This window comes from Agromyces sp. MMS24-JH15 (genome assembly GCF_043518605.1).
Classification (GTDB): domain Bacteria; phylum Actinomycetota; class Actinomycetes; order Actinomycetales; family Microbacteriaceae; genus Agromyces.
The window spans coordinates 2126440-2143403 of record NZ_CP171358.1 but is presented as its reverse complement, the minus strand read 5'-3'; the positions used below and the strand labels follow the sequence as shown (position 1 = coordinate 2143403).

General features: G+C 74.1%; 15 protein-coding genes. 2 read left to right on the top strand and 13 right to left on the bottom strand.

Annotated features, from left to right (window positions below):
* Nucleotides 1-65 precede the first annotated feature (65 nt).
* Nucleotides 66-1256 carry a xylose isomerase gene (gene xylA, locus ACDF64_RS09740; protein ID WP_394550804.1) on the top strand — a complete coding sequence of 397 codons (1191 nt, stop codon included), beginning with the start codon at nt 66-68 and terminating at the stop codon, nt 1254-1256.
* A gap of 121 nt (nt 1257-1377) precedes the next feature.
* Entirely contained in the window at nt 1378-2775 is a 1398-nt protein-coding gene (xylB, locus tag ACDF64_RS09735) for a xylulokinase (protein ID WP_394550802.1), read from the top strand.
* A gap of 464 nt (nt 2776-3239) precedes the next feature.
* Here the strand turns inward: xylB and ACDF64_RS09730 are convergent, their stop codons facing one another.
* From ACDF64_RS09730 to ACDF64_RS09670, 13 genes are all read right to left on the bottom strand, one after another.
* Nucleotides 3240-4406, bottom strand: coding sequence for a DUF1648 domain-containing protein (locus ACDF64_RS09730; protein ID WP_394550801.1), 1167 nt, complete (start codon nt 4404-4406; stop codon nt 3240-3242).
* Nucleotides 4403-4756 (bottom strand): GntR family transcriptional regulator, encoded by a 354-nt coding sequence (locus ACDF64_RS09725; RefSeq protein WP_394550799.1) that lies wholly within the window; start codon nt 4754-4756, stop codon nt 4403-4405. The genes ACDF64_RS09730 and ACDF64_RS09725 overlap by 4 nt, the downstream gene beginning before the upstream one ends.
* Complete coding sequence (locus ACDF64_RS09720) at nt 4753-5649, bottom strand: ABC transporter permease subunit (protein WP_394550797.1); 897 nt, start codon at nt 5647-5649, stop codon at nt 4753-4755. The genes ACDF64_RS09725 and ACDF64_RS09720 overlap by 4 nt, the downstream gene beginning before the upstream one ends.
* Nucleotides 5646-6701, bottom strand: coding sequence for an ABC transporter ATP-binding protein (locus ACDF64_RS09715; RefSeq protein WP_394550796.1), 1056 nt, complete (start codon nt 6699-6701; stop codon nt 5646-5648). Before ACDF64_RS09715 ends, ACDF64_RS09720 begins: the two co-directional genes overlap by 4 nt.
* Before the next feature lie 143 nt (nt 6702-6844).
* Nucleotides 6845-8266: a hypothetical protein gene (locus tag ACDF64_RS09710; RefSeq protein WP_394550794.1), complete on the bottom strand. Its 1422-nt coding sequence runs from the start codon at nt 8264-8266 to the stop codon at nt 6845-6847.
* Between the two features lie 260 nt (nt 8267-8526).
* A complete protein-coding gene (locus ACDF64_RS09705) occupies nt 8527-9618 on the bottom strand; it encodes a glycerate kinase (RefSeq protein ID WP_394550792.1) in 1092 nt (363 codons plus the stop codon).
* Nucleotides 9615-10364: a ThuA domain-containing protein gene (locus ACDF64_RS09700; protein ID WP_394550791.1), complete on the bottom strand. Its 750-nt coding sequence runs from the start codon at nt 10362-10364 to the stop codon at nt 9615-9617. Before ACDF64_RS09700 ends, ACDF64_RS09705 begins: the two co-directional genes overlap by 4 nt.
* Nucleotides 10365-10425: 61 nt before the next feature.
* Nucleotides 10426-12537 (bottom strand): beta-galactosidase, encoded by a 2112-nt coding sequence (locus ACDF64_RS09695; RefSeq protein ID WP_394550789.1) that lies wholly within the window; start codon nt 12535-12537, stop codon nt 10426-10428.
* A 59-nt stretch (nt 12538-12596) separates the two neighbouring features.
* A complete protein-coding gene (locus ACDF64_RS09690; RefSeq protein ID WP_394550788.1) occupies nt 12597-13673 on the bottom strand; it encodes a hypothetical protein in 1077 nt (358 codons plus the stop codon).
* A complete protein-coding gene (locus ACDF64_RS09685) occupies nt 13667-14632 on the bottom strand; it encodes an aldo/keto reductase (protein ID WP_394550786.1) in 966 nt (321 codons plus the stop codon). The genes ACDF64_RS09690 and ACDF64_RS09685 overlap by 7 nt, the downstream gene beginning before the upstream one ends.
* 107 nt (nt 14633-14739) lie before the next feature.
* The gene (locus tag ACDF64_RS09680) at nt 14740-15741 is read right to left on the bottom strand and encodes a LacI family DNA-binding transcriptional regulator (RefSeq protein ID WP_394550785.1); all 1002 of its coding nucleotides are present in this window, start codon (nt 15739-15741) and stop codon (nt 14740-14742) included.
* Complete coding sequence (locus tag ACDF64_RS09675; RefSeq protein ID WP_394550783.1) at nt 15734-16225, bottom strand: hypothetical protein; 492 nt, start codon at nt 16223-16225, stop codon at nt 15734-15736. Before ACDF64_RS09675 ends, ACDF64_RS09680 begins: the two co-directional genes overlap by 8 nt.
* Nucleotides 16222-16959, bottom strand: a complete 738-nt coding sequence (locus tag ACDF64_RS09670; RefSeq protein WP_394550782.1) for a hypothetical protein — start codon at nt 16957-16959, stop codon at nt 16222-16224. Before ACDF64_RS09670 ends, ACDF64_RS09675 begins: the two co-directional genes overlap by 4 nt.
* Between the last annotated feature and the right edge of the window lie 5 nt (nt 16960-16964).

The window sequence follows — 16964 nt, the reverse complement described above, 5'->3', positions numbered from 1 at the left end:
GGGCATCCGTCGTTTATGTTGGACACGCCAACAAATCACCGATGACGCTGAAAGGCGGATCACCCATGGCCAGCGCGCCCACCCGCGACGACAAGTTCTCCTTCGGCCTCTGGACCGTCGGCTACAACGGCACCGACCCCTTCGGCGGCCCGACGCGGAAGCCGCTCGACGTCGTGCACGCCGTCGAGAAGCTCGCCGAGCTCGGCGCCTACGGCCTCACGTTCCACGACGACGACCTGTTCGCCTTCGGCTCCTCCGACGCCGAGCGCCAGACCCAGATCGACCGTCTCAAGGGCGCGCTCGCCGACACCGGCCTCATCATCCCGATGGTGACCACCAACCTCTTCTCGGCCCCCGTCTTCAAGGACGGCGGCTTCACCGCGAACGACCGCGACGTGCGCCGGTTCGCGCTCCGCAAGGTGTTCCGCCAGCTCGACCTCGGCGCCGAGCTCGGTGCGAAGACGTTCGTCATGTGGGGCGGCCGCGAGGGCGCCGAGTACGACTCCGCCAAGGACATCCGCGCCGCGCTCGAGCGCTACCGCGAGGCCGTGAACCTCCTCGGCGACTACGTGACCGACAAGGGCTACGACATCCGCTTCGCGATCGAGCCGAAGCCCAACGAGCCCCGCGGCGACATCCTGCTGCCCACGCTCGGCCACGCGATCGCCTTCATCGACTCGCTCGAGCGCCCCGAGCTCGTCGGCCTCAACCCCGAGGTCGGCCACGAGCAGATGGCGGGCCTCAACTTCGCCGCCGGCATCGCGCAGGCGCTGTTCCACGGCAAGCTCTTCCACATCGACCTCAACGGCCAGCGCGGCATCAAGTACGACCAGGACCTGGTCTTCGGCCACGGCGACCTGCACAACGCGTTCGCGCTCGTCGACCTGCTCGAGAACGGCGGCCCCGGCGGCGTCCCCGCGTACGAGGGCCCGCGCCACTTCGACTACAAGCCCTCGCGAACCGAGGACGAGCAGGGCGTCTGGGAGTCGGCCGCCGCGAACATGCGCACCTACCTGCTGCTCAAGGAGCGCGCCGCGGCCTTCCGCGCCGACCCCGAGGTGCAGGAGGCGCTCGCCGCCGCTCGCGTGCCCGAGCTGTCGGTGCCCACGCTGAACGAGGGCGAGACCTACGCCGACTTCCTCGCCGACCGCTCGGCCTACGAGGACTTCGACACGGACGCCTACCTCGGCGGCAAGGGCGGCGGGTTCGTCCGCCTGCAGCAGCTCGCGACCGAGCACCTGCTCGGCGCGCGCTGAGCGTCAGCGCTCTCACCCACTCATCGCCCGCCGCTGCGCCACTTCCGGCCCGCTGCGCCACTCCAGTCGGCGCAGAGTCCGCGAAGTGGCGCAGCGGTGGGCCTCACGTGAAGGAACCGCCATGCCCCTCGTCGCCGGCGTCGACTCGTCGACGCAGTCGTGCAAGGTCGTCATCCGGGATGCCTCGACCGGAGCGCTCGTGCGTTCGGGTCGCGCGTCCCACCCGGACGGGACCGAGGTCGACCCCCAGGCGTGGTGGACCGCGCTGAACACGGCCATCGCCGACGCCGGCGGCCTCGACGACGTCGCGGCGATCTCGATCGCCGGCCAGCAGCACGGCATGGTCGTGCTCGACGCCGAGGGCCGGGTCATCCGCCCCGCCCTGCTCTGGAACGACACCCGCTCGGCCGGTGCCGCGCGCGACCTGATCGACGAGGTCGGCGCCTCCGAGTACGCCCGGCGCACGGGCGTCGTGCCGGTCGCGTCGTTCACGGCCACGAAGCTGCGCTGGCTGCGCGACGCCGAGCCCGAGGCCGCGGCCCGCGTCGCGGCCGTCGCGCTCCCCCACGACTGGCTCACCTGGCGGCTGCGCGGCTTCGGCCCCGCAGGCGAGGCGGATGCCCCGCTCGGGCCCGTGCTCGACGAGCTCGCCACCGACCGGTCGGATGCCTCGGGCACCGCGTACTGGGGCGCCGACGGCTACGACCGCGAACTCCTGGAGCGCGCGCTCGGGCACGACGCCGCGCTGCCGCAGGTGTTCGGGCCGGACGAGCAGGTCGGGCGCACGCCCGGCGGACTCGTCGTCGGTGCCGGCGCGGGCGACAACGCCGGTGCGGCGCTCGGGCTCGACGCGCAGCCCGGCGACGTCGTCGTGTCGATCGGCACGTCCGGCACGGTCTTCGCGGTCACCGGACAGCCGGTCGCGGATGCCTCGGGCACCGTCGCCGGCTTCGCCGACGCGAGCGGGAACTGGCTGCCCCTCATCGCCACGCTCAACGCGGCGCGCGTGCTCGACTCGACGGCGGGCCTGCTCGGCGTCGACCACGAGGAGCTCGGGCGGCTCGCGCTCGAGGCCGCGCCCGGGGCATCCGGGCTCGTGCTCGTGCCCTACTTCGAGGGCGAGCGCACGCCGAACCTGCCCGACGCGACCGCGTCGCTGCGCGGCATGACGATCGCGTCGACGACGCGGCCGAACCTCGCCCGCGCCGCCGTCGAGGGTCTGCTGTGCGGGCTCGCCGACGGGCTGGACGCCGTGCGCGGCCAGGGCGTCGAGGCGACCCGCGTGCTGCTCATCGGCGGCGCCGCGCAGAACCCGGCCGTGCGCGCGATCGCCGCGCAGGTGTTCGACGTGCCCGTCGCGGTGCCGGCGCCCGGCGAGTACGTCGCCGACGGCGCCGCGCGACAGGCCGCGTGGGCGTTGTCGGGCTCGCGCCCGACGTGGACGGTCGAACTCGTCGCCGAGTTGGACGTGGACACGCGCCCCGAGATCCGCGCCGCGTACGCGGCCGCGGCCCGGTAGCCCGCGCCCACCCCGCCCCGCCCTACTCCCCTGCCTCCTGCCTCCTGCCTCCTGCCTCCTGCCCTGACTCCTGCCCTCCCTCCTCCTCGCGGTGTCACTTCGTTCTCGCGGTGCCACATGTTCACGGCACCGCGACGATGAAGTGACACCGCGAGCGGGGTGGAACCAGGGCTTGGAGGGGGTCTGGCGCCGATGACTCCGGCGGGGCCGGCGACGTGGGTGGAGCCCGCCGCCGGGCCCGCCGGCCACGTGTCACCCTTGTCACCCGTGTCACCCGTCGCACCCGTGTCACCCGTTTCACCCGTCGCACCCGCTCGCGGTGTCACTTCCGACCGGCGGTGCCACGTGTTCGTGACACCGCGGGAACGAAGTGACACCGCGGGGTTGGGGAAGCGGGTTGGGGAAGCGGGTTCGGGAAGCGGGTTCGGGAACCGGGGTTCGGGAACCGCGGTTCGGGGAGCGGGTCAGCGGGCGGCGGCCGCGAGCGCGTTCAGGAGCGCCGCGCCCGTGCGGGCGTCGGACACGGTCACGACCAGGGGCGGGGCATCCACTCGCTGCACCTCGATGCCGGGGCCGCCGCGCAGGATGATGCCGCGGCGCCCGCGGACGTCGAGCCGGAATCCCCAGCCGCCGAACTCGCCCGGGAGGACCTCGACGTCGGCCGCCGAGACGACGTCGGCCAGCGGCACGTGGGTGAGTCGGAGTCCGAGGAGCGTCCGCACCGTGAGGCCACGGCGATCGACCGTGACGCGGATCGCGGTCGTCGTCGCGAGCACGACGACGAGGAGGAACAGCAGCGTCCAGAGCCACCACACATCGGGCGCGAGGACGATCGGCACGATGAGCCACGCACCCGCGAGGCACAGGATCGCGATGATCACCCACGGCGCCGACGCCGACGCCGTCCACACCGCGCGTTCGCCCGGAGCGAGGTCGAGCGCCGGCGTCGCGTCGGGCGTCGACGCCCGCACGGGTGCGGGGAGCGCGCGCCAGGTGAGCCAGCCGACGAGCGCGCCGAGCAGGAGGCCGCCGACGACCGCGACGGGCGCGACCCACTCCGGCGGGACCGCGCCGTCGAGTTGCGTGCCCGTGAGCGCGAGCGTGATGACGGCGACGACGACGGGCGTGGCGACCGCGGCGCTCGCGGTCGGGCGGACGCGGGCGAGCAGCCGGGACCGCTCGCCGTCGGCGGGTCGCAGCGCCGCGCGCCAGCCCGCGAACGTCGCGAGCGCGAGGCTCGCGACGAGCGAGAGCGAGATGACGAGGGTCGCGAGCACCGCGCGGATCGGGGTCGTCCACCGGTCGGGCTCGCCGGACGCGTCGAAGTGGACCGCGACCTGGTCGGGCATCAGCGGGATCCAGATGAGCTGGATCGCGGTCGCGACGGCGACGATCGCGAGCGGCAGCCAGACGACGAGGACCCAGAGGATGCGCCGGTCCCGGCGATCCTGCTCGGCGACGGCGTCGGCGGCCTCGGGCCCGACGGCGAGGTGCTCGGCGGCAGGGTGCTCGGCGGCAGGGTGCTCAGCGGCAGGGTGCGCAGCAGCAGGGTTGCCGGCAGCCCCGCGCTCGGCATCCCCCTGCTCCGGCACCCGGTCGCCCTCGGACGCGCCGGGGTGCTGCTCGGTCATCGGTCGAACTCCTCTCGGATCAGGGCGAGGACCGTGTCGGCGCCGACGCCGTGTTCGCGCGCGACCTCGACGAGTCCGGCAGCGTGCTCGCGCACGGCCGCGAGCGCGCCGGCCTGGGCGGTGACCACGGCGCCGCGCCCGCGGCGGAGCTCGATGATCCCCTCGTCGCGCAGGGTCTGGTAGGCGTGCAGCACGGTGTGCTGGTTCACGTCGAGCGAGTCTGCGAGGTCGCGCGCGGCGGGCAGGCGCTCGCCCGCGCCGACCCGGCCCGCGAGCACCTCCGAGCGCACGGCCCGGACGAGCTGCTCGAAGATCGGGGTGGCCGACGCGGGGTCGATGCGGATGATCACGTCATCCTCGTCACGATCCGCTCGCGGTCGAAGCCGCGGGCGACGAGCGGGAAGACGGCCAGGTCGACCACGAGCAGCACGGCCGCTGCGGCGAGCGCGATGCCCGCGTCGAAGAGCATGACGCCCGTGGCCTGGCCGACGACGAGCGCGAGCACCGGCAGCACGACGAGCACCGCGACGCCCTGCGCACCCTGCATGGTGGTCGAGCGCCCCGACACCGCGACGATGAGGCTCGTCGCGAGGAACGCGACGAGCGGCACCAGCAGCCCGATCACGACGGCCCACGTCCAGGTCGGGAAGAACACGCGGCCGAGGATCGGCCAGGCGAGCACGTTCACGAGCACCGCGTACACGAGGAACGCCGCCCACGCGATGCCGACCGAGAGGACCATCGAGGCGAGCACCTTGCCGAGCACGAGTTCGCGATCGGACAGCGGCGTCGAGAGCAGGCCCTCGATCGTGCGCCGCTCCTTCTCGCCGACGAAGCTCGAGCTCGCGGTCACGCTCGCGACCATGACGGGGATCACGAGGAACAGCGGCGCGAGGAAGAATACGACGACGGCGTAGACCACGGTCTGCGCCTCGTCCAGCCCGGCCGGCATGACGCCGGCGGGCAGGTGGTCGAGGAAGGACTGCATGCCCGTGACCATCGAGGTGATCGCGGGGTTCGCGCCGAGGAGGATCACCGCCGTGGGCAGCAGCACGACGAACACGAGCGGCACCACGACGAGCGGTGCGAGCGCCTGCCGGTTGCGCGCGAGCTCGCGCCAGTCCTTCCAGACGAGCGCGACGACGCGACGGCGCGACGCGGCGAACCGGGTGGGAACGGATGCCTCGCGAGCGGATGCGACGTCGGTGAATGCCTCGCGAGCGGATGCTTCGGGCGCGGTCATGCTGCGGCTCCTTCGGTGAGGCCGGCGACACCGGCGTCGGCGCCGGCGTGGCCGCCGGCGTGATCGGCGATGGTGGCGAAGTAGAGGTCCTCGACGGTGCGCGAGGCGGGGACCAGCGCCCGCACGGGCACGCCGTCGCCGACGAGCGCCGCGACGAGCGGGGCGACGTCGTCGTCGCGGTGGAGCTCGAAGGCGAGCCATCCGTCGCCCTCGACCTCGACCGCGCCCGACGCGAACCGCTCGACCAAGCGCCTCACCGCGCCGGACTCGCCACCCGCCTCGAGCCGGAATCGGCGGTTCGGCCAGCGCTCACGGAGCAGCGTGGGCACGTCGCCCGAGGCGACGAGCCGGCCGCCGACGAGCACCCCGAGTTCGTCGCAGAGCGTCTCGAGCCCGTGGAGTTGGTGCGTGCAGAGCACGAGCGTCGTACGCGTCGTGCGGATGAGCTCGCGCAGGTAGTCGATGAGGTCGGCCGCGGCCTCGGGGTCGAGGCCCGCCGTGGGCTCGTCGAGCACGAGGAGGTCGGGCTCGTGCAGCACCGCGCGGGCGAGCGCGACCTTCTGGCGCATGCCCTTGCTGAGCTCGCCCGCGAGCGAGTCGGCGCGCGCGGCGAGGCCGAGGAGCCCGAGGACCTCGTCGATCCTCGCGCGCAGCCGTCGGCGCGGGACGCCGAACAGCTCGCCCCAGACCTGCAGGTTCTCGCGGACGCTCAGCGCCTCGTAGACGTTGGTGTCGGTCTGCACGCCGATGCGCGCGCGCAGCCGGTCGATGTTGGCCCGGTCGGGCCGCTCGCCGAACAGGCGGACCGATCCGGCGCTCGGCTCGAGGAGGCCCGTGAGCATCCGGACCGTCGTGGTCTTTCCGGCGCCGTTCGGGCCGAGGAGCCCGTACGCGCGACCGGGTGCGAGCGACAGCGAGACCTCGGAGACGACCTCGCGGTCGCCGAAGCGCTTCGCGAGGTGGTCGGCGACGACGACGTCCTCCGCGGTCGTGGGCGCGGCGGTCGGCGCGGACCCGGGCGAGATGGGCATGAGATCGAGTCGAGTGGGCACGATCCCATTATTCTATTTGTCGCTATAACAATGCAACCGGCATTCGATGGGAGCACGCCGAGACCGCGTCGGACCCCGGCGAGGAGATCACGTGCCGAGGCGTCGGCACTGCGCGGCGAGGAATCCCTCCCGCGAGCAGCCGGTCATCGCTTCGTCAGGTCCCAGGGCAGCGTGCCATTGCCCTGGAAGACGACCTTGCCCGCACCGCTGACTGCGCCGTTGCCGGACACGGTGGCGCCGGCCGGGACGTCCAGGACAGCGCCCTCGGGGAGCGACAGGATGCCTGGCGCGGTGATCGACAGTGATCCGAACTTCGGGAAGCTGGCGCCCCAGCCCTTGGGACCGCCGCCGATCGCGGTCGGGGCACCCGTTCCCTGCTTCGCGATCACCGTGCCGCCCGTGATGGCGACCGTCGCCCCGTGGGCGACGTACCCTCCGCCGATTGCCGAGGCTGACTCGCCGGCTATGGCGGTGACGTCGCCGCCGTTGATCGTCACCGTACCGCCGTTCTTGAGATTCACGGTGCTGATGAAGGGGCTGATGGCGACCGACCCGCTTCCGATCCCCGCAGCGCCGATGCCGCCGCTCGCGGTGACGTCGCCGCCGTTGTTCGTGATCGAGCCGCCGCTGCGGAAGAGTCCACCGCCGATTCCGGCGCCGCCGCCCTGACCGACGAGATGGGCGCCGTCGGCAGGGCCCCCGTTGCCACCTGTGGCTTCGACGGTGCCGCCGTTGATCGTGATCGAGCCGGCGTCGGCCTTGAGGGAGTAGTTCCCCAGGTACTTGTGGTCACAGCCGGTGCCGATCCCCGCGCCGCCGAGGCCCCCGGTGGCGATGACCCTTCCACCGTTGACCACGAGCGTTCCCCCGGCGGCGGAGAGACTGCCGCCGATTCCAGCGCCGGAACTGTGGATGTACTCAGCGGTGCCGGTCGCATAGACCGTGCCCCCGTCGACGATGAGCGTCGCGTCGGTGGTCTGGATGCCTGCGGTGCGGCCGGGGTTGTTCGGGTCCAGGGGCCCGCTGGCCGTGAGACTGCCGGTGGTGCCCGTGATCCTGAGCGTGCTGCCCTTGCCGAGGACCACGGGCATGTCCCCGATGCCGTACATCCCGAGGTCGAGCGTGAGCACGGCCTTCGGCTTGAGGGTCAGGACATGCCCGGGCCCCTCGACGGTCATCGAGGACGTGATCCTGACCGTGTCACCGTCCGGGGTCGCATTCGCGAACGCCGCGGAGAGCGCGTCGAAGTCGCCGACCCCGCCCGGGACGTCCGGCGCGGTGCCGGGGCTCGCACCGGGCGCCGCCGAGGTGCTGCCGTCGGGGCCGCTGTCGCCGCGGAGCTTCGACAGTGCGTCCCAGTCGATGGCATCGTCCAGGTCGCCGGCGCCGCCGACACTGCCCGAGCCGCCGGAGCCGCCGAAGCTGCCGGAGCTGCCGAAGCTGCCGGCCTCGCCGGGATGACCGTCCCAGCCGGAGAAGGCCGGGTCGTCGGGATCGAACGCGAACGCCGCCCCGGGTACTGCAAGGGCCAGCACCGTCGCCGAGGCGAGCACGCAGCCGATCAACCCTAGACGATGAGAAGTACTCATGTCTTCAGTTATAGGCTCCGCTCGACGGCCATATGTTCGGGCCGACAACAACCCCGCTCGACCCGGCGGCGGGCACGGTTCCGGCGTCAACGGAGTCACCGACGCCTCGGCGTTCCGCCGCCCGCTCGCCCGCGGAATCACGCGCCCGAACCGACGCACCGCGGAGGCGTCGACCCGGTGCCTGAGCGCAGGCTATGAGTCCGCTGTGCGTCGCCTCGACGCCTGCGCGCCCGGCATCACCCGCGCGCGAGCACCGCCCCCGCAGCCTCGAGCCACCGCAGCGGCTCGGCCATCGCGGCGGCCCCCGATCCGGCGAGCGCGCTGAGCGAGACGGATGCCGCGAAGCCCGAGGCATCCGCCGTGATCGCCCCGGCGACCAGGCCGACGGGCACACCGGCCGCCGCCGCCCGCGCGGTCACCTCGCTCGGCACCTTGCCCGCGGCCGACTGCCCGTCGAAGCGCCCCTCCCCGGTGACCACGAGGGATGCCCCGGCGAGCGCGGCGTCGAGCCCGATCGCGTCGGCGACCGCGCCGGCGCCGCCCGCCATCCGGGCGCCCCACGCGAGCAGTCCGAACCCGGTACCGCCGGCCGCGCCGGCGCCGGGCGCCGCGGCGAGCGCGTCGCCGCCGCGCACGATGCGTGCGAGCCGGGCGAGGTTCGCCTCGAGCAGGTCGACCTCGTCGGGCGTCGCGCCCTTCTGCGGCGCGAACACCGCGGCGGCACCGGTCGGCCCGAGCAGCGGATTCGTCACGTCCGAGAGGATCCGCGCGCCCTCGGCCGGCAGGGTCCGGAGCCCGGAGACGTCGACGACGGCGAGCGACGCGAGCCCCCCGCCGCCGCGCGGGATCGGACGTCCGTCGCCGTCGAGGAACCGCGCGCCGAGCGCGACGAGCGCACCCGTGCCGCCGTCGGTCGACGAGCTCCCGCCGATCGCGAGCAGCAGGCCCGTCGCTCCGGCGTCGAGCGCCGCGGCGATCGCCTCGCCGAACCCGAGCGTCTGCGCATCGAGCGGCCGCAGCGGATCGAGCAGCGTGATGCCGCTCGCGAGCGCGAGCTCGACGACCGCGGTGCCGTCGGGCAGTCGCAGCCACGCGGCATCCACGGGCCGATCGTCGGGGCCGGTCACGGTGACCTGCACCCGGCGCGCCCCCGGCACCGCGACGGCGAACGCATCGAGCGTGCCCTCGCCGCCGTCGGCCATCGGCAGCTCGACGATCTCGTCATCGGGCGCGACGGAGCGCCACCCGCGCGCGAGCGCGTCGGCGGCCTCCGCGGCGGTCGCGGTGCCCTTGAACGAGTCGGGCGCGAGGACGATCCGCCGGCTCATGCGCCGCCGACCCCGGGGCCGCCCTCGCGGCCGCGCGCGCGGCGGAGCTCGGGCGAGCGGTCCAGCCAGTCGATCGCCCGCAGCAGCAGCGCGCGGTGCGTGGTCGAGTCGTACGACCGGGTGTCGTGGCCGAGCGCGTCGTAGACGAGCCTCGATCGGCCGAACTCCCGTGCCCAGATCAGCGGATGGCGCACGCCGTCCTCGACGTGCTCGGCGACCGGCTCGATCACGTCGTGGAGGCGCAGGTGCGTGTACCGCTCGTCCTGCACGTCGAAGTCGAGCAGGCCCGCGCGCACCGGGTGATCGCCGACGAGGTGCACGTGCGCCTCGCCGAACTCGGGATGCCACGACTCCCCCTGGATCCACCGGCCGCCGATCGCGGTGTGGAAGGCCGGGTAGTCGGGCAGGCTCGATGCCGACGCGTGCATCGCGAGGATCCCGATGCCGCGCTCGATGGCGGCGCGCAGCGGTTCGGGATCGACCGACGGCGGGCCCTCGCCGTCCAGGGCGTCGGCGAACTCGGCGGCCTCGCCGTCGTCGACGGGCCCGCTCGGGTCGCCGGCGTTCACGACGAGCAGGTCGACCTCCTCGCCGAGTCCGGCGAGCGCGGCATCCACGTCCTCGCGCACCTCGACGTCGTAGCCGGCCTCGCGCACCAGCGCGGCGAGCCGCTCGCTGGTCGCGGCGAACGGATGCCACGGGTCGGCGTACCGGCCCGCACCGCTCAGGATCATCGCCCGGGACATCCGAGGCCTCCTCTCCGGCGGGTCCGTACCCGCTCCCGCGCCCGCATCGTACCGCCGAGGCTCACGCGTCGAGCACCAGTGCCCAGTCCCAGGGGCCGAGGCGCAGCCCGTCGACGGCGTCGCCGCTCGCGGCGTCGCGGCCCGTGACCCGGACGTCGACCGCGGGCCCGCCGTGGTTGACGAACGTGCGGAGCGCACCGCGGCGGGCGACCTCGACGTGGGGTGGGAGCCCCGCGACGACCGGCTCCACTCCGGTCGTCGCGAGGAGTCGGTCGACGACGGCCTGCGTGCCGGCCTCGTCGGGGACGGTGGCGAGGTAGCGCGCGGTGCCGCGGCCCGCCTCGCGGAGCGTGAGGGCGGGGCCGCCCGCGCGGCGCCCGCTCGTGAACACGGCCTCGACGGTCGCGTCGATGGCATGGAGCTCCTCGGCGAGGAGCGTGCCGACCTGCTCGCCGAACGGCGCGAGGCCCGGGGCATCCGCAGTCGGGGCATCCGCAGCCGCGTGCGCATCGGCGAAGCGCGCCTCGCGCTCGCCTGGCTCCGAGGCCGGGGCATCCGCTGGCACGAGCGCGCCGAAGTCCTCGAGCCGCACGCCCAGGAGCCCGCCGAGCTGGGTCAGGAACCCGCCGTCGCGGAACCGGTCGTGCTCGTCGACGACGTCGGTGAACGGGCCGGCCAGCAGGTGGCCGCCGCCCTCGACGAACGCCGTGAGCGCGGCCGCGCCCGTCTCGCGGAGCAGGTACAGGGTCGGCGCGATCGCGAGCGCGTACCGGGAATCGACCTGTTCGGGCCGCACGAGGTCGACCTGCACGTGCCGGCGGTGCAGCGCCCGGTACCAGCGCTGCACGAGCGCGACGTGGTCGAGCCGGTTGAGCGGGTGGTCGGATGCCTCGACGGCCCACCAGTTCTCCCAGTCGAACACGAGCGCGACGCGCGCATCGGTCGCGGGCGCGACCGTCGGGGGTGCCCCCGTCGCGGGCGCCGCCGTCGCGGGCACGCCCGTCGCGCCCGGCCCCGCGCCCGCCTCCGGCCACGGCAGCTCGGGCAGCGCCGCGAGCTTCGCACCGAGGTCGACGACCTCGCGCCACGTGCGGGAGTCGGTGCCGGCATGCGGCAGCATCGCGGAGTGGAACTTCTCGGCGCCGCCCTTCGACTGACGCCACTGGAAGAACAGGATGCCGTCGGCGCCGCGCCCGATCGCCTGCGCGCTCAGCGCCGCCATCTGCCCGGGCGCCTTCGGCGCGTTCGACGGCCGCCAGTTCAGGGCGCCGGTCGCCTGCTCCATGAGGATCCACGGCACCTCGGGCTTCAGCGACCGTACGAGGTCGCGCTGGAACGCGGCCGCGCGGAACGATTCGGGATCGTTCGGGTCGGGGTAGCAGTCGTCGCTCACGAGGTCGACGTGCGGCGCCCACTTCGCGTAGTCGGCCGGCTTGAAGGCGCCCATGAAGTTGGTCGTGATCGGCTGGGTCGCGCCGTGCGCGAGCAGGATGTCCCGCTCCATGAGGTAGCACTCGAGCAGCATGTCGCTCGTGAAGCGGTGGAAGTCGAGCGCCTGCCCCGGGTTGTGGCTGTACGGGGCCTTCCGCGGCGGGAACACCTCGTCGAACGAGCCGTACCGCTGCGACCAGAAGTTCGTCGCCCACGCCCGGTTGAGCGCGTCGACGTCGCCGTAGCGGTCGGCCAGCCAGCGGCGGAAGGCGTCGCGCGCGGCATCCGAGTAATCGGCGTGCAGGTGGCAGCCGTACTCGTTGTTGACGTGCCACATGACGACGGCCGGGTGCGACGCGTACCGGTCGGCGAGCGCGGCGACGAGCTCGCCCGCGAGCCGCCGGTAGACCGGCGACGACGGCGCGTACGCCTGCCGGCTGCCCGGCCAGTACGTGGCGCCGTCGGCGTCCACCGGGAGGAGTTCGGGGTACGCCGCACTCGCCCACGGCGGCGGGCTCGCGGTCGCGGTCGCGAGGTCGACGGCGATGCCGCCCTCGTGCAGGAGGTCGATCACGCGGTCGAGCCAGCCGAAGTCGAACTCGCCCTCGCTCGGCTGGAGGCGCGACCAGGCGAAGATGCCGAGGCTCACCATCGTGACGCCGGCCTCCCGCATGCGTGCGACGTCGTCGGGCCAGACCTCCTCGGGCCACTGCTCGGGGTTGTAGTCGGCGCCGTAGTGCATGGTCGGTCGGTCTCCTTGGCGATGACGATGGGAAAGCGTATTCCCATCCTAGCGGGTGGTCAGATGAACGGTCGAGCATCCGTGAGCGGCGACAACTGCCTGCCGCCGGACTCGACCGCCAGGCCCTGGTGCGCGAGCTCGGCGACGAGCGCGACCCGGGCCTGGACGACGTGCAGGTCACCCTCGGCCGCGCGCGGGTCGGCCAACGCGGACTCGGCACGTGCGGCGAGGTCGGCCAGCGCCCGGCCGGCGTCCGCGCGGCGGTGTCCCGTCCGAGCCGCGGCACGCCCGGTCGAGTACGCCCAGTCGAACTGCGGGAACCCCCAGGCCTCCGGGCCCGCGTCGGCACGCGGCCGCAGCACGGGCACGGTCGACGCCAACTCGAGGCCGGTGTCGACGACGCGCTCGGCGAACGGCCACGCGCGCCCGAGGGCGTCGAGCAGGAAGTGCACGTGGAACGCACCGGCGAGGTTGCCGAACCGCCCCGGGAACGCGTCGACCCTGCCGATCCGGCCGTGCCGCCAGAGGCCGGTCGCCGGGTCGGCGTTCGCTGCGAGCCACGCGAGGTAGGCCTCGAGCCAGTCCGGTTCGTCGACGCCCGTCGCGATCGCGACCGCGAGCAGCCCGGCGAACTCGTGCGAAGCCGGCCACGGCGCATCCCAGTCGAGCCCTTCGAGGAAGGCCTCGGCCGCCTCGGGCCGGAACTTCGCCGCGAGGAACACCGGCGGATGCTCGGGCTCACCGAGCAGCCGCAGCGTCGAGGTGGCCGTCGCGGTCCGGTGCAACGGGCCGTGGGTGAGGTCGTCGAACGCGCCGTCCGGCCGACGGAAGTCCCGGATGGCCGCCGCGGCGCGTGCCGCCTGCTTGCCCGTGATCGGGTCGCCGAGCGCGGCGCGGATCCCGGCCGCCGCCGCGGTGCCGTAGAGGTCGGGAAACGGCGCATCCGATCGCGCGAATCCACCGCCCCGGCGCGCCGACGCCAGGCGCGCCTCGACGCGGTCGAGGAAGTCGCGCACGTCGAGGGTCGTCGTCTCCGGGATCGCCGGCGCCCCGGGCGTCACGGGTGCCCCGGGGACGGCGGGTGGGGTCCGGTCGGCGCAGCCGGACTCGTCCCGCACGCGCAGCGGGTTCACCACGCGTACGCCTCCGGCGCCGGTCCGCCCGGACCGGGCCAGATCCGGTCGAGCTCGGCGAGCTCGGAATCCCCCAGCACCACGTCGAGCGCGCGGACCGCGCTCAGCAGGTGATCGAGGCGGCGCGGACCGACGATCGGCGCAGTGACCGCCGGCCGGTGGAGCAGCCAGGCGAGGCCGAGCTCGGCGGGCGGCACGCCGAGGTCGTCGGCGAACCGCTCGTACGCCTCGACCCTCGGGCGGTCGGCGCCGAGCCCCTCGGCGTCGCTGCGGGCCCGGTCGGACTTGCGCAGGACGCCGCCGAGCATGCCGCCCGCGAGCGGCGACCACGGCAGCAGTCCGATGCCGTAGTGCTCGGCCGCGGGCGCGACCTCGAGCTCGATGGTGCGCTCGGCGAGGTTGTAGCGGGACTGCTCCGTGACGAGCAGCGTGCGCCCGGTGGCCTCCGCGACCTCGGTGTACCGCGCGAGGTGCCAGCCTGCGAAGTTCGACGAGCCGAGGTAGAGGATCTTGCCCTGGTCGCGCAGGCGCGTGAACGCGTCGAGCACCTCGTCGACGGGGACGCCCCGGTCGATGTGATGCATCTGGTAGAGGTCGATCCGGTCGGTGCCGAGCCGACGCAGCGAGGCCTCGACGGCGCGGCGGATGTGGACCGACGACAGTCCGCGCTCGTTGGCGCCCGCGCCCATCGGGTTGTGCACCTTCGTGGCGACGACGAGGTCGTCGCGGTTGCCCCGCGCGGCCATCCAGTCGCCGAGGATCCGCTCGGACTGCCCGGGCTCGTCGCCCCACGGGCCGCCGCCGTACACGTCGGCCGTGTCGATGAGCGTGATGCCGTGGTCGACGGCGGCGTCGAGGATCTCGACCGACGCGTCGGCGTCGATCACCGGCCCGAAGTTCATGGTGCCGAGCGCGATGCGGCTGACGGTGGCGCCGGCGCGGCCGAGGCGGGTGTATTCCATGGGGCTCCTTCGTGGGATGCGGGACCGAGGTCGGAGTTCGGGGGTCGGACGTGGGCTCGGGGACGACGGCGACAGGGCGCGGCGGCGCGCGACGCTCCGCGGCGGCCTCAGGCGGAGCGCGTCGACTGGCGCGGCATGAGCGTCGGCTCGAACCGCACGGACGGCGAGGGTTCGCCGGTCGACATCGTGTCGAGCAGCAGCTGAGCCGCCCGACGCCCCATCTCGTGGCTCGGCTGGCGGATCGAGGTCAGCGGCACGATCGACGCCGCGGCGAAGTCGATGTCGTCGTAGCCGATGATCGCGACCTCGCCCGGAACGTCGACGCCCTCGCGGATCAGGCTGTGCAGGATCCCGAGCGCGACCTCGTCGTTGCCGCCGACGACGCCGTCGGGTCGCTCATGCGGCGCCATGGCCGCGATGCGCATCCCGATCTCGCGCCCGAGCCGCACGCTGAGCGTGCTCGTCTCGATCACCTGCAGGGACGCGCCGGATGCCTCGACCGCCGCACGGCACCCCGCGAGGCGGTCGCGCATCTGCGCCACCCCGCTCGGCCCGCCGACGAACGCGATCCGCCTGGCACCGCCCGCGAGCACGTGATCGGTCGCGAGCCGGCCGCCGTGGACGTCGTCGAGCGACACCGACGGATGCCTCCCCGTCGGGTCGACCCGGTCGACGAGCACGACCGGCACGTCGCGCTTCGCGAACCGGTCGAGCGCGCCGAGGTCGTCGCTGAGCGGGGCGAGCAGGACCCCGTCGAGGCGCTGCCGGTCGAAGAGGTCGAGATACCGCGTCTCGCGGTCCCGCGAGTCGTAGCTGTTGCCGACGAACACCGAGTACCCGGCGGCCTCGGCGGATTCCTCCGCACCGAGGACCACCTGGGAGAAGAACGGGTTGGTGATGTTGATCACGGCCATGCCGATGACGCTCGAGCGCCCCGCGCGCAACTGCCTCGCCGCCACGTTCGGGACGTAGCCGAGCGTGCGGGCGGCCTCCTCGACCCGCTGCGCGGCGGCGCGGGAGACGAGCTCGGGCCGGTTGAGCGCGTTCGACACGGTCGTGATCGACACGCCCGCGAGCGCCGCGACGTCCCGGATGCCCACTTCAGCCACGGCGGCCTCCCACGCGGTCGAGGCTCGCGAGCAGGCGCAGCCGGTTCTCGACCTTCACGGGGGCCGGGCCGTGCACGATCGTGAGCGACCAGCCGGGTGCCCGGGGCACCTCGACCTCGCACCCGCCGCCGGCGAGGCTCCAGTCGGTCGACTCGCCGGGAACGAGCGCGACGCCGTCGCCGCGGATCGTCCCGTCGACGACGGCGAACCGGCGATCGGATGCCACGCGAATCACGTCCCCATCCGCCGAGAGCCACCCGACCCGGCGCCCGTGGCTGTGCACGTCGAGGCGCGCCGGCGCCGCGTCGGGCTCCTCGGGGCCGGTCCCGGCGATCATGAGGTACCCGGAGACGAGACGCCAGATCGGCGCGGTCGCGACGTACGCGTCCGCGAAGCCGCTGTGCGGGGCATCCGCCTGCTCGTGCAGTCGCACGATCTCGTGGTCGACGGCGTCGAACACCAGCCGGCCGGCCGTGGTCCTCATGCGACCTCCCGCGTGGGAGCTGCGCCGGATCGGGCGTCGACCGCGGCGCTCACCAGTGCCGCCGCGGCGCGGCGCAGCCAGTCGGCGTGCGCGGCCGACTCGAACGACTCGACGCCGTGGCCGAGTGCGTCGTAGGCGACGGCGCCCGAGCCATCCGCCGGCGGACGCCACCAGACGAGCGGGTGGACGATGCCGTCCTCGGTGTGCACCGCGAGCACGTCGTTCGCGTCGGCGCACTCGAGCGCGGTGTACCGCTCGTCGTAGAGCACGAAGTCGCCGGTGCTCGGCGGTGCCGCTCCGCCGGATGCGCCCGAACCGGTCTCGCGCGCGACCGACTGCACGAGCGCGTGGCCGATCTGCGGGTGCCCGCTCGTGCCCGGCACCCACCGCCCGCCGACGACGCCCGCCCAGCGGGGATCGTCGCCGAACGCGAGCGTCGCGGCGTGCATCGCGAGGATGGCCCGGCCGCAAGCATGGCGCGCGACCAGCAGGTCGACGAGCGCCGACGAGTCGCCGGGCTCGAGGGCGAGATCGGCGCTCGCGTTCACGACCAGGAGCTCGGCGTCGATGATCGTCGCGGCGGCGGGCGCCGCGGTCGCGGCATCCGTGCCGATCACCTCGACCTCGCCGACCGCGGAGAGCACGCCGGCGATCGCCGCAGAGGTCGCGTCGAACGCGTGCCACGGGTCGGCATGCAGGCCCTCGCCGGAGAGCACGACGATCCGAACGGTCATCGCGC